The 21,726-nt window shown below is 72.5% G+C and carries 16 protein-coding genes and 1 pseudogene; 7 read left to right on the top strand and 10 right to left on the bottom strand.

What is annotated here, in order from left to right; all coding sequences use genetic code 11:
* Positions 1-117 precede the first annotated feature (117 nt).
* The 5 genes from ACFV9D_RS36350 to ACFV9D_RS36330 all read right to left on the bottom strand — a co-directional run bounded on the left by ACFV9D_RS36350 (position 118) and on the right by ACFV9D_RS36330 (position 7,317).
* Positions 118-1,521 (bottom strand): serine hydrolase domain-containing protein, encoded by a 1,404-nt coding sequence (locus tag ACFV9D_RS36350; RefSeq protein WP_385156429.1) that lies wholly within the window; start codon positions 1,519-1,521, stop codon positions 118-120.
* Between the two features lie 161 nt (positions 1,522-1,682).
* Positions 1,683-2,456, bottom strand: coding sequence for a hypothetical protein (locus ACFV9D_RS36345; RefSeq protein ID WP_385156426.1), 774 nt, complete (start codon positions 2,454-2,456; stop codon positions 1,683-1,685).
* 209 nt (positions 2,457-2,665) lie between these two features.
* Positions 2,666-3,007, bottom strand: coding sequence for a hypothetical protein (locus ACFV9D_RS36340; protein ID WP_385156423.1), 342 nt, complete (start codon positions 3,005-3,007; stop codon positions 2,666-2,668).
* Between the two features lie 62 nt (positions 3,008-3,069).
* Entirely contained in the window at positions 3,070-4,584 is a 1,515-nt protein-coding gene (locus ACFV9D_RS36335; protein ID WP_385156420.1) for a carboxylesterase/lipase family protein, read from the bottom strand.
* Between the two features lie 90 nt (positions 4,585-4,674).
* Positions 4,675-7,317: a SpoIIE family protein phosphatase gene (locus ACFV9D_RS36330; protein WP_385156417.1), complete on the bottom strand. Its 2,643-nt coding sequence runs from the start codon at positions 7,315-7,317 to the stop codon at positions 4,675-4,677.
* 170 nt (positions 7,318-7,487) lie between these two features.
* On the opposite strand from ACFV9D_RS36330, the gene ACFV9D_RS36325 reads away from it, so the two are divergent.
* Complete coding sequence (locus ACFV9D_RS36325) at positions 7,488-8,852, top strand: NAD(P)/FAD-dependent oxidoreductase (RefSeq protein WP_385156414.1); 1,365 nt, start codon at positions 7,488-7,490, stop codon at positions 8,850-8,852.
* 135 nt (positions 8,853-8,987) lie between these two features.
* On the opposite strand, the gene ACFV9D_RS36320 is transcribed toward ACFV9D_RS36325, so the two are convergent.
* Positions 8,988-10,070, bottom strand: coding sequence for a magnesium and cobalt transport protein CorA (locus tag ACFV9D_RS36320; protein WP_385156432.1), 1,083 nt, complete (start codon positions 10,068-10,070; stop codon positions 8,988-8,990).
* Between the two features lie 179 nt (positions 10,071-10,249).
* Between ACFV9D_RS36320 and ACFV9D_RS36315 the strand changes: the two genes are divergently transcribed.
* Together ACFV9D_RS36315 and ACFV9D_RS36310 are read left to right on the top strand one after the other, a co-directional pair.
* Positions 10,250-11,608: a serine hydrolase domain-containing protein gene (locus tag ACFV9D_RS36315; protein WP_385156411.1), complete on the top strand. Its 1,359-nt coding sequence runs from the start codon at positions 10,250-10,252 to the stop codon at positions 11,606-11,608.
* A gap of 93 nt (positions 11,609-11,701) precedes the next feature.
* Positions 11,702-12,295: a hypothetical protein gene (locus ACFV9D_RS36310; protein ID WP_385156408.1), complete on the top strand. Its 594-nt coding sequence runs from the start codon at positions 11,702-11,704 to the stop codon at positions 12,293-12,295.
* A gap of 50 nt (positions 12,296-12,345) precedes the next feature.
* On the opposite strand, the gene ACFV9D_RS36305 is transcribed toward ACFV9D_RS36310, so the two are convergent.
* The 4 genes from ACFV9D_RS36305 to ACFV9D_RS36290 form a co-directional block, all read right to left on the bottom strand.
* A complete protein-coding gene (locus ACFV9D_RS36305; protein WP_385156405.1) occupies positions 12,346-12,942 on the bottom strand; it encodes a hypothetical protein in 597 nt (198 codons plus the stop codon).
* 120 nt (positions 12,943-13,062) lie between these two features.
* Positions 13,063-14,013 carry a tellurite resistance/C4-dicarboxylate transporter family protein gene (locus tag ACFV9D_RS36300; protein ID WP_385156402.1) on the bottom strand — a complete coding sequence of 317 codons (951 nt, stop codon included), beginning with the start codon at positions 14,011-14,013 and terminating at the stop codon, positions 13,063-13,065.
* Positions 14,014-14,185: 172 nt separating this feature from the next.
* Positions 14,186-15,097, bottom strand: coding sequence for a carbohydrate kinase family protein (locus tag ACFV9D_RS36295; RefSeq protein WP_385156399.1), 912 nt, complete (start codon positions 15,095-15,097; stop codon positions 14,186-14,188).
* An 82-nt stretch (positions 15,098-15,179) separates the two neighbouring features.
* Positions 15,180-15,920, bottom strand: coding sequence for an alpha/beta fold hydrolase (locus ACFV9D_RS36290; protein WP_385156396.1), 741 nt, complete (start codon positions 15,918-15,920; stop codon positions 15,180-15,182).
* Between the two features lie 138 nt (positions 15,921-16,058).
* Between ACFV9D_RS36290 and ACFV9D_RS36285 the strand changes: the two genes are divergently transcribed.
* From ACFV9D_RS36285 to ACFV9D_RS36270, 4 genes and pseudogenes are all read left to right on the top strand, one after another.
* Entirely contained in the window at positions 16,059-16,985 is a 927-nt protein-coding gene (locus ACFV9D_RS36285) for a universal stress protein (protein ID WP_385156393.1), read from the top strand.
* Between the two features lie 185 nt (positions 16,986-17,170).
* Positions 17,171-17,703 (top strand): annotated as a pseudogene (locus ACFV9D_RS36280) (glycoside hydrolase family 3 C-terminal domain-containing protein); the annotation flags it as partial.
* Between the two features lie 395 nt (positions 17,704-18,098).
* Positions 18,099-18,539 carry a hypothetical protein gene (locus tag ACFV9D_RS36275; protein WP_385156390.1) on the top strand — a complete coding sequence of 147 codons (441 nt, stop codon included), beginning with the start codon at positions 18,099-18,101 and terminating at the stop codon, positions 18,537-18,539.
* On the top strand, positions 18,536-21,481 hold the full coding sequence (locus ACFV9D_RS36270; RefSeq protein WP_385156387.1) for a hypothetical protein: 2,946 nt from the start codon (positions 18,536-18,538) through the stop codon (positions 21,479-21,481). Before ACFV9D_RS36275 ends, ACFV9D_RS36270 begins: the two co-directional genes overlap by 4 nt.
* Positions 21,482-21,726: the final 245 nt, after the last annotated feature.

The following is a 21,726-nucleotide window of genomic DNA, read 5'->3' as shown; positions in this document are numbered from 1 at the left end:
CCCTGGGGCGTTCGCCTCCTCTTTTTTTTATCACCCCCCCCCCCCCGGGTGTTGGGTCCCCCCGGCGGCCCGCCCCCCCCCCCCCCCGCGGGCGAGGCCGGCCGCTCGGTCGTGCCGTCACGCGGAGGCGGTGGAGACCCGGTTGAAGAGGCGGCCGCCGAGGTCGATGCCGGCGACGGCACCGCTCGTGTCGCGGGAGAAGAAGCCTCGCTGTCCCTGCAGTCCACCGGCGGTGACCACGAACTCGTCGTCGGCGGGCAGCAGGCCCATGGCGGCCGGCTCGTAGTCCGCGGGCATCTCGAAGTCGGCCGCCTCACGGAGCTCCGGCTTGATCACGGCCGCGATGGTCAGCCCCGCCCCGTCGCTGCCGACGGTGAGCGTCATGGCGTCGTTCTCGTAGTCCCCGACGACCTCCTGGGCGCGCGCCTCGTCGTACGGCAGCGGCTCCGGGTCCTTGTCCACGACGCCGAGGTAGTGCTCCAGGGCCCAGCGGACGGCGGACCGGTTGAAGGGAATGCCGTCCGTGCCCGAGTTGGACATGGCGACGACGGCGAAGTTCCGCTCGGGCACGATCAGCAGCTCGACGAACTGCCCGTTGGTCGAACCACCGTGCTCGATCGTCCGCGCGCCGTCCACCTCGCGCAGGAACCAGCAGATGCCGAAGCCGTCGCCGAGATTGCTGCCGCGCAGCTCGACCGTCTGCTTCCGCATCCGGTGCAGCAGCTCGGCGGGCAGGAGCTCCTCGCCGTTCTCCGTGCGACCGTCACCGAGCTGGAACCGCGCCCAACCGAGGACGTCCGCCGCCGAGGCCGCGAGACCCCCTCCGGGGTTGTTGCCACGGGTGAGCGGCCACTCCTTCGCGACGGCCAGGTTGCCCTCCTCGTCCGGGTTGTGTCCCACGGCGAACCGCCGTGTCATCACGTCGGCAGTCCCGAAGAAGCTGTTCGACAGTCCCAGCGGCTCGAGCAGGAGCGAGGCGATGGCCCGCTCGTACGTCAGACCCGTGACGTTCTCCAGGACGCGCCCGAGCAGGTTGAACCCGGCCTGGCTGTACGAGGCGCGCGCTCCTGGCTCGCCGATGAACTCCAGGTCGGCCATCTTCTCCACGAAGGCGGCCAGGGCGTCGTCGCCGTCACCGGTGTCGACGATGAGGTTCCAGTCCAGGCCCGAGGTGTGGTTGAGCAGGTTGAGGACGGTGATCTCGGCCGCCGCCTTCTCGTCGGACAGCACGAGCTCGGGCACGTACCGGCGCACCGGAGCGTCCAGCTCGACCCGGCCGTCGGCGACCAGGCGCATCAGCGCGGTCGCCGTGAAGGTCTTGGTCGCGGAGCCCAGCTGGAACAGCGTGTCCTTGTCGACGGGCAGCGGGTTGTCGAGGCTGGTCACGCCGTTGAACGCGTAGACCTCGCGACCGTCCGCCCACACGGCGAGGGCTGCGCCGGGGACACCGAACTTCGTGGCGGTCTGCTCGATGAACTCGGCCTGCCGGGCCTGGGACTGCTCGGTGGTGTGGGCACTCATCGTGGGCATCTCCTGATCGGATGTCGTCGTTCTCGATGAACACGACGATGCCCGAGCCCGCTGACAGCACGCCGATCACGCACTGACAGCGGACCGCCCCGGCCGTCAGGGGTTCGCGCCGCCTGTCAGCGGTTCGCGCGCCTGTGGGACGCCGCGGCCGATCACCGCGCGATCTCGGCGGCCGGGCCCATGACGATCACGGGCTTCTTGGCCGGGTCCAGTGCGCGCAGCAGCTGCCGCATCCCGTCGGCCGTCAGGGAGATGCACGCCTGGGTGGGGCCGCCGTGGTCGACGTGGATCCAGACGCCGCCGCCGCGCTCCTGGCCGAGCGGCCGTTCCTTGTCCAGGGGGGTCATGCCGGGGATCCGGTTGTAGTCGATGGCGACCACGTAGTCGAACGACCCTTCCAGGGGTTCGCCGAGGAAGCCGGTGCCCGGAGAGACGAACTCCTCGTCGTGGTCGTAGGGCAGCTTCGCCCCGGGGTCGGGCAGCCTTCCGCCCGCGTCGCCGAGCCCGAACACCCCGATCGGCGTGCGGAGATCGCCGGCCCAGTGCTCCTCCGTCCAGCCGCGCAGCGCGTTGTGCGCGTTCCACGGCCCGGCGGCGCGCCGCCACTTCCCAGCCTTGTCCCGCTCGTAGAGCACCGCTGTGGCCACGTTGGTGTCGCGGGTCTCCCCCGTGACCACGAATGCCTGGCTCGTGTCGTCCGGCATTCTCGTACGGGTGACGGGGCCGACACCGGGAGGGGCGGCGGGCACGGCGGGTACGGCGGGCCGGGCCGCGGCCCCGGGGCCCGCGTTCTTGGCGGCGGCGCGGGGCACCGCGGGTGGCGCGGAGTCCTCGGGTGACACCGTCATGTAGCCGACGACGGCGAGTGTCGCGCAGAGGGCGGCGGTCAGCACACGCGGGCCGGGGCGGACCTTCCTGACAGGCATGGGACGGCATCCTCCGACGCTGGGGGGCGTAAACGCGGCGATACGTACCCGGTCCGCGTCCGTCCCTGTCGGAAGTGCGGCGCACTCACCCGACCGGGGCAGAGCCGGCGGATCGCCGCGTCCGGTTGGCGGAAGACCGTCAGTGCGGCCCCCGCTCCGTACGGAGGTGGCGATCCGTCAGGAGGCGCCTGTGTCAGGCGATGCTTCTGTCAGGCGGTGGCGGGGGTCTCGTCGAGCTCCCAGGCGTGGCGCTTGAACTCGCGGGCGAAGTCGGGGTGGTCCTCCCAGTTGCGGGCGACACCCCGCAGGACGTCCCAGTTGTGCTCGAGGGCCTGGTCGATGATGTTGCGCATCGCCGGGTCGGCCGCCGCCCGCTGCTCGGCGAGGCCCTTGACGGCCGCCGCGGCCTTCACGGTGCCGAGGAGGGCGCGCAGGGCGCGGGAGGTGTCGTCCATGCCGAAGCCGTGGTCGCTGCCGGTCTCGGGGTCGAACAGCGGGCGGAGGCGTGCCTCGATGAACGCGGTGATGCGCTCGAAGTGCTGGACGTCCATCGGGGTCTCCTCTTTCGCTTCCATTCGGTGCGGGTGAACCGACGTCACCACGGCCGCCGCCATTATCCCCGGAACGCAGGCGGGTCCATCCGCACGTCGCGGAAAAGGGCGTGCGTGGTGACGGCGCCCTCGGTGCGGTCCTCGGGGACGGCCCACACATGGACGGAGGGGGCCTCGGAGGCGTTCGTGAGCGGGGACCAGCCCGGTTCTCCGGTGCCCGCGAAGGCGGCCCAGGCCCGGATCATCCGCTGCGACAGGGCCCGGTCGTCCGCGTCGGCGGGGCCGCCGGTGAGGAAGTCGACACCGGTGGCGTCCAGGGTGCCGAGGCCGAAGGGCACGTCGGCGGCGTGCCAGGCGCGCACGGGGCTGCCGTCGGGGCGGGTGCGCCGGCGGTCGAAGCGCGACAGATAGGTGCGGCCGCCCGCGCGGGCGTGGGCCTCGGCGAGGCGGACGGTGTGTGCGGCGAACACGGTGTCGCCCGCGAGCGCGAGGAAGACGTCGAGTACGGGCGCCTCCGGCATGAGGGCGCGGTACTGGGCGAGGAGGTCCCTGGGCAGCCCGTATGCGGCGGCGAACCGGGCGAGGCCGTCCTCGGTGGTGACCGAGGGCATGGAGCCGACCGTGTGCATGAGCCGGTACTCCTCGGTGGTGTGGCACACCAGGAGGTCGATCTGCCGACCGGCGCCGTCGGCGAGGGCGTCGAGCGGGTCCCTCGTCACCGTCTCGCCATCGAGGACGGGGCCGTAGAGGACGGTGTCGTAGTGCAGGAACCCCGCGGAGGGGTCGTCCGCGTAGCGCGCCACCACCCGGTCCGAGGCCTCGACGAGAGCCTGCGGGGACGCGGAGACCAGGCCCTGCGCGGTGGGGGCGAAACCGGCGGCGTCCGCCACCTCACGGGCGATCGCCGCGGCGAACTGCGGCGGGAAGGTGGCGTCGGGGACGCTGTGTGCGACGGCGCGGCGGAAGAGCCCCTCGGCCCGGGGACTGGTCATCAGGCAGGCGATCGAGCCGCCGCCGGCGGACTGACCGGCGACCGTGACGTTGTCCGGGTCGCCGCCGAAGGCGGAGATGTTGTCGCGCACCCACTCCAGCGCGGCGATCTGATCGAGCAGTCCCCGGTTGTCGGGGAAGCCGGGGACGTGTCCGAACCCTTCGAAACCGAGCCGGTAGTTGCACGTGACCACGGTGAGTCCGGCCCGCGCGAGGGCCGCCCCGTCGTAGTCGGGCTGGGCCGAGGACCCGAAGGTGTAGGCGCCGCCGTGGATCCAGAACAGCACCGGGCGGGGGCGCGAAACGTCCACGGGAGACCAGATGTTGAGGGAGAGGACGTCCTCCTGGTCCGCGCGCCAGACCGGGGCGCCGGGCAGCTCCGCCGACTGCGGGGGCACCGGCCCGAAGCGGGTGCAGTCCCGTACGCCCTCCCAGTCTGCGACCGGCATGGGCGCCCGGAAGCGGCCGGCGCCGAAGGGCGGTGCGGCGTACGGGATTCCCAGCGCGACGCGCAGCCCGTCGACCACCGTGCCCCGTACCGAACCCTGCTTCGTCACCACGATGTCGTCGGCAGCACGCGCATGCACAGGTGGAACTCTCCTTCTCGTCCCCGCCGGTGTCTCCGGGCGGGCAGGACACCCTCGCACGGGGCCGTCGGCCGGGCAATCGAATAAAGATCATTCCGGGGCGGGGGCATCCCGGTCCAGGGGCTGTTCGGCCCAGATCACCTTGCCCTCGGCCGTGTAGCGGGTGCCCCAGCGCCGGGTGAACTGGGAGATCAGGAAGAGGCCGCGGCCGCCCTCGTCGGTCGTCCGCGCGTGCCGCAGATGGGGGGAGGTACTGCTGGCGTCGAAGACCTCGCAGATCAGGGTGCGTTCGAGGATGAGACGCAGCCTGATGGGCCCCGAGGCGTGCCGGATGGCGTTGGTGACCAGCTCACTGACGACGAGTTCGGTGGTGAAGGCCAGCTCCTGCAGTCCCCAGGCGGCGAGTTGGCGTGCGGCCATCACCCGAGCGCGGGCCACGACGGCCGGGTCGGCGGGCAGGTCCCACACGGCGACCTGCCCGGCCGCCAGGCTGCGGGTCCTGACCAGCAGCAGCGCCGCGTCGTCGGTGTACGGCCTGTTGGGCGCGAGTTCGTGGACGACGCTCCGGCACAGCTCGTCGAGGGGAAGGTCCCGGGACCGGAGGGCGCGGGACAGTCCCTCCTTGCCGGCGCCGGGCGCGGCGATGAGGCCGTCGGTGTAGAGGGCCAGCACGCTGCCCTCCTCCAGGGGCAGCTCGACCGACTCGAACGGCAGCCCCCCGATACCCAGGGCAGGGCCGGGCGGCAGCTCCGGGAAGCCGACCGTTCCGTCGGGGGCGACGACGGCGGGTGCGAGGTGGCCCGCGCTCGCGAGGTCGCAGCGCAGGCTCACCGGGTCGTAGACCGCGTACAAGCAACTGGTGCCGACGGCCCCGGGGTTGGCCACGCCGCCGAAACCGGCCTCCTGCCCCTCACGGGTCACCCGGACGACGAGGTCGTCGAGGTGGGCGAGGAGTTCCTCGGGCGACAGGTCGAGGTCGGCGAGGGTCCGCACGGCGGTGCGGAGCTGGCCCATGGTGGCGGCGGCCTCAATGCCGTGGCCGAGCACCTCGCCGACGACGAGGGCGACCCGCGCTCCGGAGAGGGGGATGACGTCGAACCAGTCGCCTCCGAGGCCGGAGAGTTCGTCGGCCGGACGGTAGAAGGAGGCCGCGTCGACGGCCTCCTGCCGTGGGACGCCGTGCGGGAGGAGGCTGCGCTGGAGGACGAGCGCTGCGGCGCGCTCGCGGGCGTAGCGGCGGGCGTTGTCCAGGCAGACGGCGGCGCGGGCGACGAGCTCCTCCGCGAGCCGCAGGTCGTCCTCGTCGAAGGCCTCGTCCCGCCGCGACCGGAAGAACGTGGCCACGCCGAGGGTGACCCCTCGGGCGAGGATCGGCACGACCATGGCCGTGTGCGCGACGGGCTCGGCGGGCGGCCGCGGGATGGGGTCGGCGGTCGTGGGCGGTACGGGCTGGGCGGGTGCGGGCGGGGTGGAGTCGGCCGGCGTGGGCGGTACGGGCCCGGTTGGCGCGGGCGATACGGACCCCGCGGCGCCCTCCCCGGATGCCGTGGCCTCGCCCTGCCCGGATGCCGTGCTCGTGACGCGGTCCGCTTCGTCGCTGCCTGCCGGGCCCCGGACGGGGAGGGCCGACTCCCTGGCGGCGGCGTCCAGCCGGGCGGCGCGCCAGGACCGGCCGCGGGCCAGACAGTCGATCTGGGGCGACGACGGCAGGTAGCCGGCCGCCTCCCCCGGCTCCACCACCGTCTCGGGTGCGCCCGCCCGCGCCATCTGTGCACCCGCGCGCACCAGCCGTACGGCGGTGGCGCCTGCGGTCGGCCCGGGGGACGGCTCCGCGCCCCGGATCACGGAGTCCAGCAGGTCGACCGCGACGAAGTCCGCGAGGCCGGGCACCGCCACATCGGCGAGGTCCTGGGCGGTCCCCATGACGTCGAGGCTGCGGCCGATGCGTTCACTCGCCCGCGCCATCAGGGCGAGCCGGAGGCGCGCGCGGTAGCGGTCGGTGATGTCGACGACCGCGTAGCAGACCCCGAGGGCGCGGCCGTTGTCGTCGTCGAGCCGGATGAACGACATGGCGTGGGCGTGGTCCCGGCCGGGCTCCGCCCGGGTGCGGCCCACGTGTTCGTACCCCGTGACGGGTTCGCCGGTGTCGAGGACCTGGCGCATCTTCGACTCGACCCGCTCCGCGTCCAGGCCGGGCTGGATCTCAGCGAGCCGCCTGCCGCGGCGCTGGTCGGCGCGGCCTCCGCCGAAGTGCTCAAGCGCCGTGTTCGACCACACGCAGCGCAGCTCCGTGTCGACCAGCGCGAGCCCGACGGGTGCCTGGGTGACCATCCGCTCCAGCAGGGCGGGGCCCATGGTCCACCGCGGGGAGGGCGCCGCGCCGGCGGCGACGGCCAGCCAGCGTGCCGGGGCCGCGTCGCCGGGCAGAGAAACCACGGTGACGTCGACGGCGATGTCCCGGCCGTCCCGGTGTCGCGCCAGGAGGACACCCGACCATCCGCCGTCCGTCGCGCAGCTCTCCGCGATCGCGGGCAGGAGTGCGGCCTCGCGTGGCGCGAGGAGGGACTCTACGCGGCTGCCGCGCATCTCCTCCGGGGAGTGACCGAGGAGCCGCTCGTCCGCGTAGGGGTGTCCGACCACCACTCCGGCCTCGTCGAGGAGGAGGACGACGGAGTCCGCGACGCCGAACGCCGGCGCCTGCCCGGTGGTGTCTGTGCCCTCAGGTCTCCCCACGGCCGTCGGCTCCGTTCTCGGATCCCACCCTGTTTTTCCCTTTTATCACACTGTGCACTCTTCCTTCCGGGCTCGGTACCGGCGTCACCCCATCGGCCTACAGGCCGGGTTCCCGACCGGCCGGAGAGGTTAGTCAGCACCCAAGGACCGACGACCAGGGAGGCGGGCACGTGACTCGACCGAAGATCCTCGTGGTGGGCGCCGGCTTCGCCGGGGTCGCCTGCGTGCGGCGGCTCGAGCGACGGCTGACGGGCGGCGAGGCGCAGATCTCGCTGCTCACGCCGTTCTCGTACCAGCTGTACCTGCCGCTCCTCCCCCAGGTGGCGGCCGGGGTGCTGACCCCCCAGTCGGTCGCGCTGTCGCTGCGGCGCAGCAAGCGGCACCGGACCCGGATCATTCCGGGCGGCGCCATTGGTGTGGACACCGCGGCGAAGGTCTGCGTCGTCCGGACGATCACGGGCGAGCTCGTGAACGAGCCGTACGACCATCTCGTGCTGGCACCCGGCAGTGTGACGCGCACCTTCGACATCCCGGGGCTGCGCGAGCACGCGCGAGGGATGAAGACGCTCGCCGAGGCGGTCTACATCCGCGACCACGTGATCGCCCAACTCGATCTCGCGGACGCCGGCCACGACGAGGCCGAGCGGGCGGCGCGGCTGCAGTTCGTGGTGGTGGGCGGCGGTTACGCGGGGACGGAGACCGCCGCCTGTCTGCAGCGGCTCACACACAACGCGGTCAAGCGCTATCCGCGCCTCGATCCGAAGCTGATCAAGTGGCATCTGGTGGACCTCGCCCCCAAGCTCATGCCCGAACTCGGCGACAAACTCGGCGGCGCGGCGCTGGACATCCTGCGCCGCCGCGGGATCGAGGTCTCGCTGGGTGTGTCGGTCTCCTCGGTGGACGCCGACGCCGTGACGCTCACCGATGGCCGGGTGCTGCCGAGCCGCACCCTGATCTGGACGGCCGGCGTGGCCGCCAGCCCGCTGATCGGCACCCTGGGCGCGGAGACTCTGCGGGGCCGCCTCGTGGTCGGACCGGACATGGTCGTCCCCGGCGTGGACGGGGTGCACGCCCTGGGTGACGCCGCGGCAGTGCCGGACCTGGCCAAGAACGAGGAGGGGGCGATCTGCCCGCCGACCGCCCAGCACGCACACCGGCAGGGCAAGCAGGTCGCCGACAACATCGTGGCGGCGCTGCGGGGCGATCAGACCTACCCCTACTTCCACCGGGATCTCGGCCTGGTGGTGGACCTCGGCGGGCGGGACGCCGTCTCGAAGCCGCTCGGCGTCGAACTGCACGGGACGCCCGCGCAGGCGGTGGCCCGCGCGTACCACTGGGCGGCGCTGCGGACCAATGTGGCCAAGACGCGGGTGATGACGAACTGGCTGCTCAACGCCGCGGCGGGCGACGACTTCGTGCGTACGGGGTTCCTGGCGTCCCGGTCCGGAACCCTCGCCGACTTCGAGTACACCGACGTCTACCTCACACCTGAGCAGGTCCGGGCGCACACCTCGGCTCTGCGCGCTCAGGGCTGAGGCGGGCTCCCGTCGCCGCGGCGCGCGAGGGTCGTGAGCAGCGCGCTCGTCCACAGGGTCGCGCGGTGGCCGAGACCGGCGTCGATCACCACGCCGCCGAGCCATGGCGGTTTCGGCGGGACCGGCGCCGGTGGGTCAGAGCCAGCCGTTGCGGCGGAAGCTGCGGTGGAGGAGGAAGCAGGCGGTGGCCATCGCGCCGACGACGAGCGGGTAGCCGTAGGTCCAGCGGAGCTCGGGCATGTTGTCGAAGTTCATCCCGTACACCCCGCAGACCATCGTGGGGACGGCGATGATCGCCGCCCATGCCGTGATCTTGCGCATGTCCTCGTTCTGGGCGACGGTCACCTGCGCCAGATGGGCCTGGAGGATCGAGTCGAGCAGTGCGTCGAAGGACGTGATCTGTTCGGTGATCCGGGACAGGTGGTCGGCGACGTCCCGGAAGTACGGCTGGATGTCCGGGCCGACGAGCGACAGCGGCTGCGCGGCGAGGGCCTGCAGCGGGCGGTCGAGTGGGGCCACCGCCCGCTTGAGTTCGAGGAGCTCCCGCTTGAGCTGGTAGACGCGCCCGGCGTCGCCGCGGGACGCCTGCTCGCTGAAGACGGCCGTTTCGACGGCGTCGATGTCGTTCTGCACGGCGTCGGCGACGGCGAGGTAGTCGTCCACCACATGGTCGGCGATGGCGTGCAGGACGGCGGCCGGCCCCTTGGCCAGCTGTTCGGGGTCCGCCTCCAGGGCTTCCCGCAGCGGGCCGAGCGAGCCGTGCCTGCCGTGCCGGACGGTGATGACGAAGTCGGCTCCCGTGAAGACCATGAGCTCGCCCGTGTCGACGACCTCGCTGGTGGCGGTGAGCTCCTCGTGCTCGACGTAGCGGACCGTCTTGAAGACGGCGAAGAGCGTCTCGTCGTACCGTTCCAGCTTCGGCCGCTGATGGGCGTGGACGGCGTCCTCGACGGCCAGGGGGTGGAGCCCGAACAGCTCGGCGAGTCCGGCGAACTCCTCCACGGACGGCTCGTGCAGCCCGATCCAGACGAACCCGTCGCCGGACTTGCGCACCCTCCGCACCGCCTCCTCCGCGGGGCAGGCCCCCCGTTGCCGCGCCCCGTCCTCGTACAGCACACAGTTGACGACCGCGCTCCCCAGCGGCGAGCGCGCCGGGTGGCTGAGGTCGACGGTCCGGCGGTAGGCGCGGCGGACGGTGCGTCGGAGGTTGCGGATTATGGGCACGTGGGCTCCTCAGGACGATCAGCGGACAGTGTGCCACCGCCGGACCGCGGACGGGACTCCTGACAAATGTCACAGGTTCCTGTGCACAAGATCATCCCGAGGGTGGAGGGCGGGCCGGGAGACCGCGACAAGGATGGATCCACCGCACTCAACGAGGGAAGCAGGATCCACCCATGTCTTCATCCCGCAGGGCCCACCTTTCGGCCGTCGCCGCGGCCACCCTGATCGCGCTCTCCGCCTCGGCGTTACCGGCACAGGCCGTCGTCGCCGGGCCCGGCTCCCCCGGGGTCTCGTCCTCCGTCGACGCGCCTGCGACCGGCCGCGGTCTCGACCGGGCGGCGCTGCGCGGCTCACTCGACGCCTTCCACAAGGCGGGGATGTACGGCGCCTATTCGGCGGCCCGTGACGGCTCCGCGCAGTGGCGGGGAGCCACGGGCGTCGCCGACGTCGACACCCGCCGGCCCACGCGGCCGGACTTCGAGCACCGGGTCGGCAGCATCACCAAGACCTTCACGGCCATCGCCGTCCTCCAGCAGGTCGGCGCCGGACGCATCGACCTCGACGCTCCCGTCGGCCGCTATCTTCCCGACCTCGTGCCCGGCGAACGCGGCCGGCAGGTGACCGTCCGGATGCTGCTGAATCACACCAGCGGCATCCCCGACTACTTCCTGCCCGCCTTCCCCGGCCTCCTGGAGAACCCGGGCAAGGTGCTCGACGAGCACCGCCTCCGCCGCATAGCCCCGGAGGAACTGGCCCGCCTCGGCCTCGCGGCCCCGCCCGTCGCGGAGCGCGGGACGCACTCGTACTCGAACACCAACTACATCCTGGCCGGCTTGATCCTGGAGCGCGTGACCGGCCAGAAGGCCGAGACGTACATCACCCGGAACGTCATCCGCAAGGCCGGCCTCCGCCACACGTACTTCCCGAGTTCGCCGTCCATCAAGGGACCGCACGCCAGGATGTACGAATCGTTCTACGGCCTGATCGACCCGCCGCGCGACTACAGCGTCACCGACATGTCGTGGGCGAGCACCGCCGGCGCCCTCGTCTCGACGACGAGTGACCTCAACGACTTCTACCGCAAGCTGCTCAACGGCCGGTTGCTCGGTGCGGCGCAGCTGCGCGAGATGAAGACCACCGTCCCCGCCTACGAGACCCAGCCGGGCGAGGAACCGCTGATGCGCTACGGCCTCGGAATCTACACCCTGAAGATGCCGAGCGGCGGTTGGTACTGGGGCCATGACGGCGCCGTCTTCGGTGCCGGTACGTGGGCCCTGTCCACGGAGGACGGCAGTCGCCAGGTCGCCATCGGCTACAACCTGATGAAGTACCAGCGCTTCGACGAGCAGGGCCGCCCGCTGCCGGATCCCGTCACCGAGGCGCTGTACGCCCATGTCGACGGGGCGCTCGCCGGGACTCCCGCGTCGGCGGCCCGTGGTGTCGCGCCGCAGCGTGCGCAGGCGCTGCCCACCCTGCCGATCGGCCCGGACACGCTCCACCAGGCGTCGCTGCGGGAGTCGTCGCCGCGTTAGCCGTCGCTCCGGTGGGCCGGCCCGCGCTCCTCGAGCGTGGGCCGGCCGCCGGCGTTTCGCCATGGGCGAGGAGATGCGCCATGATCACCGGTCATGAGAGCTCTTGTAGGCATCGAACTGCCGGGCTTCCGACTCGTCGAGCCCGATGTCTGGGTCAGTGACGCGGGTGATGTGCTGTCACTGCACTTCTTCTCGCTGCGCCCGGACCTGCCCGCTTCACTGGACGACGGCCCGTCGTTGCGAGCCGCGCTGACCCGCCTCACCGCGGACGCCGGAGGCGGGCTGATAGAGGCGTCGGTGAAGTCGCTGGGAGACCTGCCCGCGCTACGGCAGATACTGAAGCTGCCGCTGCCGGGACAGCCCAACGGGCAGGTGTTCATCGGCAGTTTCACCGTCCCGCGCGCGGAGTGCAGCACCGTGGTGAAGATCCAGGCGCCCGAACGCGGGATGACCGGCATGCGCGAGGCGATGGTGATGGCGCAGGTCGGACCGGACGCCTTCTACCGGGCCCATCCCTATGCCCCGGAGGTCCAGGGCGGACTTCCGTTCCACGCCGCCGACCACGCTCGGTACGACGACCAGTTCCCCGACCATCCCCTGACCCGGGTCAGGGGTGTGCTCGCGGCGCTCGCCGAAAGCGTCGGTGTGGCGCCCGAGTTCGCGGCGCTGCCGGCCTACACGGGCTGAGCTGCCGGTTCCGGTACCCGGCCGCCCCCCGCGCGGCCGGGTGCCGGGGGTCATCGCGACTGCAGGGCGTCCAGTGCTACGGCCTGGGCTATCGCCAGGCGGCGGTCGAGCCGCACGTCGTCGATCTCCAGGACGTAGCGGTCCCGCAGACCGAACTGCTTGTTCACCGACATGACCGGCCGGCCGTCGGTGGCGAAGTCGAAGTGGTACGGCCAGGCGAACGGCAGCACGTCGACGAACGGGACGAGACCCCAGACCCTGCGCACCAGCGCCACCGTTCGGTTCCGCTCCACACCCGTGGTCTCGCCGGCAGCGCCCTCCTGGCTCATGTGCCAGGTGCTGCGCAGCAGGGAGGCGGCGAAGTTCTTGCGGAGCGTGCCGACGGGGCTGCCCGAGGCGGCGCGTATGTCGTAGGTCGCGCCGAGGTCCACGATCTGCCGGGCCTGGAAGGTGAAGAGGACCTGTCGCTGGGACTCATCCGTGTAGAAGGTGATCTGTTCCTTCAGGGCCATGCGCTTCTGGTGGGCGAACGCGACGATCTCCCCCTCGGCGCCGTCCGGTCCGGCCGTGTGCACCACGTACCGATTGGCCATGGGCGTGAGCTTCTGGCGGATGTGGAAGCGGTGCTGCGACTGCTCGAGACCCACGGTGCACTCCACGTTCGTCGTTGACTTCCCGACGATGATCACGTTCCGCGCGCCCCCGCCGCAGTCATCGAAAGTCGTTCCCCGTGGAGACGAACGGCTCGGGGCTCGGCGCCGGCGGACCTAGGCTCCGCGCGAGGCGACCGCATGCCGGGGAATCGCGTGGACCATCGCCACCAGGGTGACGAGCCATGCGGCCGCCGCGATCCACAACAGGACCTGCCCGAGGCCGTCGAGCCAGGCGATGTCCGCGGCCGCCGACGTGGACAGGCAGGCGACCGCCGTCATGCCCATCGGGAAGACGGTGGCCCAGCGCCGTACGTCGTAGTCCAGGCGGGGCCGCAGCAACTCGGCAGCGAACAGGACGAGGTACCAGCAGAGGTCGACGGCCAGCAGGAGCAGGGTGATGCTCCGCAGGGCGCCATGGGCCCAGCCCTCCCACACACCGGACGCGAGGAGCTTGGAGCCGGCCAGAGCGGAGATGGCCATGGCCCCGCCGGCCACCCACTGGTCGCCGGCGCCCCCGGTGACCTGGCCGAAGTCGAAACAGAGCAGGGCGGCCGCGTAGAGCAGCAGTCCGAGGACGAAGAAGACCAGCGCCGTCCGGGCGAGCCAGTCGCCCGCCGAGGGCGCGAGGGCGGAGCCGAGGACCACGAGCCCCTGGGTGGCGACGCAGATGAGGAAGACACCGCCCGGCATGCTGCCCCGCAGATGTTTCAGAACCGGCGTGAGCAGTACCGCCCACAGCACAGCGGCCAGCGCGAGGAGCGCGGCGGCCAGTGCGGTCCAGTCGAGGACGGCCACGCGGACCCCGAGCACGGTGGTGGCCGCGACGGCGGTCAGCGCGGGCGGGGTGTCGGCCTCGGCGACCCAGCGGCGACGGTTGCGCAGCAGTCCGGTCGCGAAGTCGAGGGCGAGCAGCAGCCACAGCGCGCCCGCGAGGCAGAGCAGCGTGCGGGACAGCGTCTCGCGGCCGGTCAGATGGAAGCCGACCGAGATGATGCCGGTGGCCATCACCGCGGAGCCCGCGGCGGGCGACAGCTTGTCCCACCAGCGGGCGGTGCGCTCGTTCATGATCCCTATCGCATCGGCTCTCCGCCCGGTGCGCCACTCGGCGCGGGTTTTCGGCGTACGGCGGCGGAGGCGGCATCGAGGCGGGCGCGGGAGACCGGGGTCGAGCGACCGGGGTCCCGGTGGACGGGCGCACGGTGCACGCGTGCACGCGTCCCGTCCACCGGGTGGGGGGTCAGCGGCCGGATGCGGTCAGGAGGGCCTCCGGGGTGATGAGGGCGGTGGAGCCCGGGGCCGTACAGGCGTGGGCTCCGGCCACCGCACCGAGGCTGGCGCAGTCCAGGACGTCCCGGCCGGCGAGCCTGCCGTAGAGGAACCCGCTGACGTACGCGTCGCCGGCCCCGTTCGAGTCGACGACCGGCGCGGGCGGGGCGACCGCCGGGACGTGCCGCGGGGTGGCGCCGCCGTCCCGGGTGAGGACGTACGAGCCGTTCGCGCCCGCCGTGGCGACGACGGTCTCCGCGCGGCCCTCGCGCAGGATCTCCCGCATCAGCTCCGGGGTGCCCTCGCCGGCCCCTTCCTCGCTGAGGAAGACGAGGTCGGAGCGGAGGGCGAACTCCCGGTGGTGATCGGCGAGTCCGTCCCAGTCGTGCACATCGGTGGAGACGGGTACGCCCAGGGCCTCGATGTCGTCGTACAGGAAGCGCGTGAAGTTCATGATGGACAGGTGCGCGTGGCGCGTGCGCCGCAGCCGGGGCAGGTAGAACTCCCTGGGCATCCGCAGGTCGGCCGGGTCCCTGGCGTCGTAGAACGACATCCGGCGCCCCGTCGCGTCCACGAGGTTGACGGCGCGGCGCGTGCCGGCGGGCGAGATCACCGGGGCGAACTCGACGTCTCCCTCGGCCATGCGTTCCCGGACGAGTGCCCCGGTCCCGTCGTCGCCGATGCAGTCGAGCAGCGCGACCCTGAGGCCGAGAGCCCGGGTGCCGAGGGCCACGTTTCCCCCGGTGTGCCCGGCCCACTCCTCAATGGGACCGACCTGGACCGAGTCGGCGAGCGGGACGGGCAGTGCGTCCACCCGGATGACGGTGTCCACGCCACTGCCGCCGATCACCAAGACGTCGTACCGCGCGTTCTGTTGACTCACTGTTCCGCCTCTCGGGTCCCGCCGCGTCCCAGTATGGCCGCACCGCTGGGAGGGGGTGCGTGCGGGGAGAGGCAGACGGCCTTCAGGGTCTGGGGGCCGCGTCAGGTAGCTGCAGGGCGAAGCGGCGGACGGCATCGGTGAAGGCATCCGGATCGTCGAAGTTCGCGAGATGCCTCGCACGCGGGATCAGTTCGACGCGGGCGCGCGGATGCGCGCGGACGAAGTCCCTCTCGCCGGACCGGAAGACGATGTCCTTTTCGCCGTTCAGGACGAGCACGGGAGCCGCCACATGGCGCATCGCATCCGCGTCGAAACGGCCCAGCACCTCGCCCCAGGCGGCCGGCAGCGTATGGAAGGCGTAGCCGGAGCGGATGGTGGCTTCCACCACCTCGGGAGGATAGAGCCGGCGCAGCAGCGTGTCGTTCCACCGAGCCAGCCGGTCCGCCGGTAGGCGAGGGACGAGCCCGGCGATCCACCGATACGGCGTGGCCCACGGCCCACGCGTCGAGGCGCTGGCTCCCGCGAGGACCAGCCCTCTCAGCTGTTCCGGGCAGCGCCGTGCGAACTCCAACGAGGCGTATCCGCCGAGCGAGTGCCCGACGACCAGAGCCGGCCCGTGGTCGAGCGTGCGCACCGCAGAAGCGATGATCTCCGTCGCCGCGCTCAGACTCCACGGTTCGGCGGAGCGGGCGCCGTGGCCCGGTAGGTCGATGGCCGCCACACGGAAGTCGTCCTGGAGTGCGGCGAGCTGCGGGCTCCACTGTCCCGCGCTGAACCGCGTCCCGTGCACGAAGACGATGGGCGGTGCGTCCGCTGCAGTCATGATTCCCCCAGATCGCGCAGTCCCCGGACCGACTCTACTGGCGGTCGTCCCTGGCCCGCGCTACGGACTCGGCGCACCGGCCTCGTGGCCCTCGCGGCCTTCCGGCGTGGCATCACATACGGGGGTAATAATTCCGATATGAGTGCAAAGTCGGTAGTTGTCGGTGTGGACGGGTCCGAGCACAGTCACCGCGCCCTGGAATGGGGTCTGAGCACCGCCCGCGGGCTCGACGCCCCGCTCGTGGTGGCGCACGTGCGCTCCGAGGCGCTCCAGCTGGGAGCCGCGCGCATCGCCTCGCTCGGCGAGACCTCCGAGATCCCCGACACCGTGCTCGACGGCGTCCGCGCGTGGATGGAGGAGCAGGGCGCGAGCGTGCCCGTACGGTACGCGTCGCTCGACGGCTCCGTGCCGGATGCCCTGCTCGCCGAGGCCCGGACCGCACGGCTTCTGGCGATCGGTTCCCGTGGGCGCGGCGGCTTCGCGAGTCTGCTGCTCGGCTCCACCAGCCGGGCCCTGGCTTCGTCCGCACCCTGCCCGGTGGTCGTCGTGCCGCACGAGGCGCGGGACGCCTCGCTGGAGGGCGGGGCGAAGGCGGGCCGGGTCCTGCTCGGTCTCCACCCGGAGGAGACCGCCGACGACGTCCTCGACTTCGCCTTCCACGCCGCCCGGCAGCGGGGCGTGGCCCTCGAGGCGGTGACGGCCTACCGGCTCCCGCCCTCGCCGGTCATCCTGGTCGGCCCGCCGGCGCCCGCGCTCCAGGTCCCGCCGCCGGTCCCCGTGGACGAGATGCCCGAGCTCGTCCAGGAGACCACGCGGCGCCAGGAGGAGCGGCTCCAGCCCTTCGCCGAGCAGTATCCGGACGTCGAGGTCGTCCCCGCCGTCGTCCCCTCGGACGCGGCAGGCCGACTCGTCGAGGGGTCGCGGAGCGCGGGCCTGGTGGTCGTGGGCCGCCACCGCCGGCACCGGGTCGAATCCCTGCTCATGGGCTCGGTCGCCCATGCCGTCCTGCACCACGCCCACTGCCCGGTCGCGGTGGTCCCGCCCGCACCTCCCACGTCGTCCTGAGCCGAGGAGCCCTTCGCACGCCATCACATCGAAGCGCTTCGACTTCTTCTCGTCATGTACTGGACACACCTCAGGGCCCGAGATACGGTCTTCCCGTTCAGAGCAGCTGATCCATCCGCACGCACCGTCATTGAAGCGCTTCACACAACCGGAGGTGTGGATGGTCACCCGCGGTTCCCGAGACCGTCGCCGCGCTGCCCGCCCTCCTCTGGACGGCACACGGCGGCCAGGCGGCCGGCGCGGCGCTGGCGCGGGTGCTCGCCGGGGACGTCTCCCACGCCGACCGGCTGCCGCAGACGTGGTACGGCTCCGACGCCGATCTGCCGGGCATCCTCGACTACGACGTCATCGGCAGCCGCCAGACGTACCTCTACTTCGACGGAACCCCGCTGTTCCGCTTCGGCCACGGCCTGTCCTACACCTCGTTCGCCTACGAGGAACTGTCGGCGCCCGCATCGCGGCCGAGGGCGAACTGGTCTTCCGGAACTGCGACTTCGGGGACGGCATGACGGAGGTGACCGTCGAGGTCGCGGGCGAGGGCCGGGTCGAGTTGTCACTCGGCGGCCGGACTGCGTGGACCGGGATCGACGTCCCGGCGACCGGCGGCTCGTACACGTACACCACCCTCGGTGCCGGGATCGTCGCGCGGGGCGTGACGGACCTGCACATCAGGCTGCGTGGGCCGGTTCGGCTCGCGCGGGTCGACTTCGCCGGCTGAGGGTCCGGCCGAAGTCGACCGGCGGGGGCCGGCCCCCCCAGGGGGGGCGGGGCGGGGCCCCCCCCGGGGTGGGACCGGGGCCCCGCCCCAGGCGCCCCCCCGGTTGGGGGGGGCGTGCCGCCCCCGCCCACCCGGCGGGGGGGGCGGTTTCGCCGCGCGGGGCCCGACTCCGCGGGCTGCGGGCCCGGCCCCAGTCCCCCGGCGGGGCCCGGCACCGGATGGCTTCCGGTGCCGGGCCCCGCGCTGTGTGCGACGAGAGCGCCGGCCTCTGGCGCACCTGAGTTGCCGGGACGACAGGCACGAACCTCACCACTCCATCGGGGGAATCGAGGGGGGAACACCCCGGATCGTCACTAGTCTGAATCGGGCAACTTCAGCGAGTGACGGGGACTCTGATGTCGGATCCGATGACTGTCCTGGCCATGACCGGGGCGACCACTCTCGTGGCGGCGATGGCCACCAACGTCTGGGAAGGCACACGGGACCGGGTCGTGGAACTCTTCCGGCGCCGGGACGCGGATCGAGCGGCGGCTCTGCGGGCCCAGTTGGACGGCGACGCCGACCTCGTCCTCGAAGAGGGGGAGGACAACGACGGCGTCCGCGACGACCTGGTGCGTCCCTGGGCCCGTCGGATCGCCGCGCTGCTGCGCGACCACCCCGAGGCGGCCGACGAGCTGCGGGCCCTGGTCGAGGAGGCCGCCCTGCCCCGCGCCGCGCAGAGCTGGTCGCAGCACATCACCGCACACGCGGGCGGCGCTGCCTTCGGAGCGCAGGGGCCCGGCAGCAGCGTCCACGTGCACCATCATCGCCCGGCCTCCGGCGACGCCTCGGCATGAGCGGTCAGGACCCCTCCGCCGCACGCCAACGCGTCAGCGCGAAGGGCGGGTTCGCCTACGCGGTGATCGGGGGTGACATCCACGTCTATGTGGACGGGCTGCCCGTCTACGTACTGGAGAACTGGCGCCCGGCCCCGGACCCGGATCCGGAGTGGCTGCAGGAGCTGCCCAGCCGCATGCTGAGCGCGCGCCACGAGATCGTGCCGTTCACCGGCCGGGCCGAGGAGCTCGCCGATCTGCACGCCTGGCGCTCCTCGAGGCGCCGCCTGGCGGTTCGGTGGCTTCAGGGGCCGGGCGGCCAGGGCAAGAGCCGTCTCGCGGCGGCCCTCGCCCGGGAAGCCGTCGCGGACGGCTGGAAGGTGGTCAGGGCCGTCCACGGCCCGGGCAACGTGTTGGCGTCGGCCGCCGACGGGAGCGTGGATCTGCGGACCGACGACGCGGCCGGGCTCCTCCTCGTCGTCGACTACGCCGACCACTGGCCTCTGCCGCATCTGACCTGGCTCCTGAGCAACCGGCTCCTCCACCAGCAGCAGCTGCCGACGCGCGTGCTGCTGGTGGCCCGTGGTTCCGACATGTGGCCGGCCGTGCAGGCCACCCTCAGCGACGTCGGGGCCGCCACCTCCACCCAGATCCTCGAGCCGCTACCGGGCGGGGAGGACGGGCCGCGCGCCGAGATGTTCCGGGTCGCCCGGGACACCTTCGCCGCCTGCCGCAACCTGGCGTCCGCCACGGAGGTTCGGCCGCCGATGTCCCTGGACGGGGGCGACTTCGGTCTGACGCTCAGCATCCACATGGCCGCCCTGGTGGCCGTCGACGCCCATGTGAGCGGCGAGCGGCCACCCACCGACGCCGCCTTTCTGGTCACGTACCTCCTCAACCGGGAAAGGTCCCACTGGGCCCGGCTCCACACCCAGGACGCGGGGCGCCGCCCCGCCGCGGTCGGGCGGACCTGGAGCACGCCGCCCGAGCTGATGAACCGGACGGTGTTCGCCGCTGCCCTCACGGGGCCGGTCGCCCGGCGGGCCGGCCTCGGGGTCGCCGCGCGCATGGCCGCGAACCCTCCGGTCCTGAACCACCCCGCCGAGCGGACCCTCACGGACCACACGACCTGCTACCCGCCCCCCGAACCCGACCGGTCCACCGTGCTCGAACCCCTGCTGCCCGACCGGCTCGCCGAGGACTTCCTCGCCCTCACCCTCCCTGGGCACAGCGCCGAAACCGCCTATCCCTCGGCCCCATGGGCTCCGCCGGCCCTCCGCACGCTGCTGTCGCTCGGCGCGGACCGGACGACGGCCCCCTGGGCACCACGCGCGCTGACCTTCCTGGCCGCGTCCGCCGCGCGCTGGCCGCATGTGCGCCGCCACCACCTGTACCCGCTGTTGCGCCGCGCCCCTTGGCTCGCCGTCGCGGCCGGAGGCCCGGCGCTCGGCACACTGCTGGCCCTCGACGACATCGACCCCGGGCTTCTGGAGGCCGTCGAGGCGGAGCTGCCCACCCATGAGAGCGCCGAATTCGACCCGCACCGCACCGTCCTCGTCGAACGGCTCGCCCCCCACTGGCTGGCCACCTCCGACGACCCGGCCAGGCACGCCGAGGTGCACACCACCCTCGCCTTCGCCCTGACGGGCTCCGGACGGCTCCTGGAGGCACACGCCGCCACCGTACGAGCCGTCGAGCTGTACAAAGACGTGGCGGCACGGGACCCGGCGGCGCACACGGCAGGTCTGGCGATGGCGCTGGACAACCTCTGTGCGAGCTTCAACCAGCTCGACCGGCTGCCGGAGGCGGTCGAGGCGGGCGGCAGAGCGGTCGCCGTCCGGCGCCTTCTGGCGTCGACCGACCCGGGCACCCACCGTGCTCCGCTGGCCACTGCCCTGACCAACTACGCGGCAGTGCTTCGGCAGAGCGGGCGGGACATCGAAGCGCTGCGTGCGCACACCGAATCGATGGAACTGGTCACCCGACTGGTCGAGGAGCGTCCCGGCGCGTACGAGCACACGCTGGGTCTCCAGTTCCTCGGCCTGGGTGTCACCCTGCTGGCCGCGTTGCGGGAGCCGGCCGCGCTCGCCGCGACGCACGCCGCGGTCCTCCTCCTCGAGCGCGAGACGGGCAGCGGTTCGACGGTCCGCGAAGGACCACTGTCGACGGCCCTGACCAACCTGGCACGTCTCCTGCTGACCCAGAGCCCGGCCATGGGGGCCGGGGCCGATTGGCGTGAGCGGGCCCTGGAGGCGAGTGCCCGCGCGGTGGAGATCAACCGTCGGCGGGTGAAGGCGAATCCGTTCGCGTTGGCGGAAGATCTCGAGCAGTCCCTCCGGATCCACGCCAGGGCCCTCGCAGCGGCGGGCCGACCCGCGGCCGCACGGACGGCGCTCGACGAGGCCGACCTGCACTTCGTCGGTACGCGTCCGCCGGGCCGTCGCACGCACCTCCCTTACGTGGAGTACGACCCTCAGGAGGCTTCCGACGTCGTGGACGCCGTGGAACTCTCGGTGTTCCGGTACATGGCCCGCGTGGACGTGGCGAGGTACGGGGAGCATCTCCTGCCCCGCCTGTACAGGGCTCTCCCGCGTGGTGGCGAACCCGCGGACATCAATCTGTTGGAGGAGGTCGCCGACGTGCAGCGGGGTCTGTCCCTGCACGATCACGATCCGTCCTCGCGTGCCGGCCATACGTTCCTGCTCGCCTCCACGCTGCTGTCGATCAGCCAGGAGCAGTGGCGTGCAGGCCGCTGTCCGGAGGCCCTCGAAGCGATGGAGCGGGCGGTGGAGGCCCACCGTCGACTCGCGGCGATGAACCCGGGCAGGTACCGCAAGGGGTTCGTCGGGATGCTGAGGATGCTGGCGGCCCGTCAGAAGACGGCGGGCCGGCACCGCGACGCGCGTGCGAGCCGTCGCGAAGCCCGTCGTCGCCGATGGCCCTTCCTTGGAACTGCCGGCTGACCGGCGCCCGTGTCGTGTGGGGGGGGGCCGAGGCCGCCTGCCGGTGTGCCGGGCGCGCCAACGTCAACCCGTCCGGACCGTGACCTCCACGCTGCCCGATGCCGATCCGCCGCCCCACCACCCGGACCTCGAAGGGGCGGTCGGTGTCGGGCGTGGACGCGCGGACCGCGTCTCCGTGGCGTACGCCTTCGCGCATCAGCCAGAAGCCGTCGATGAACTTCATCGTGGTCCTCGGAGGGGTGCGA

This window comes from Streptomyces sp. NPDC059875 (assembly GCF_042731085.1).
Classification (GTDB): Bacteria; Actinomycetota; Actinomycetes; order Streptomycetales; family Streptomycetaceae; genus Streptomyces.
This window is presented reverse-complemented; position numbering and strand designations above follow the sequence as displayed.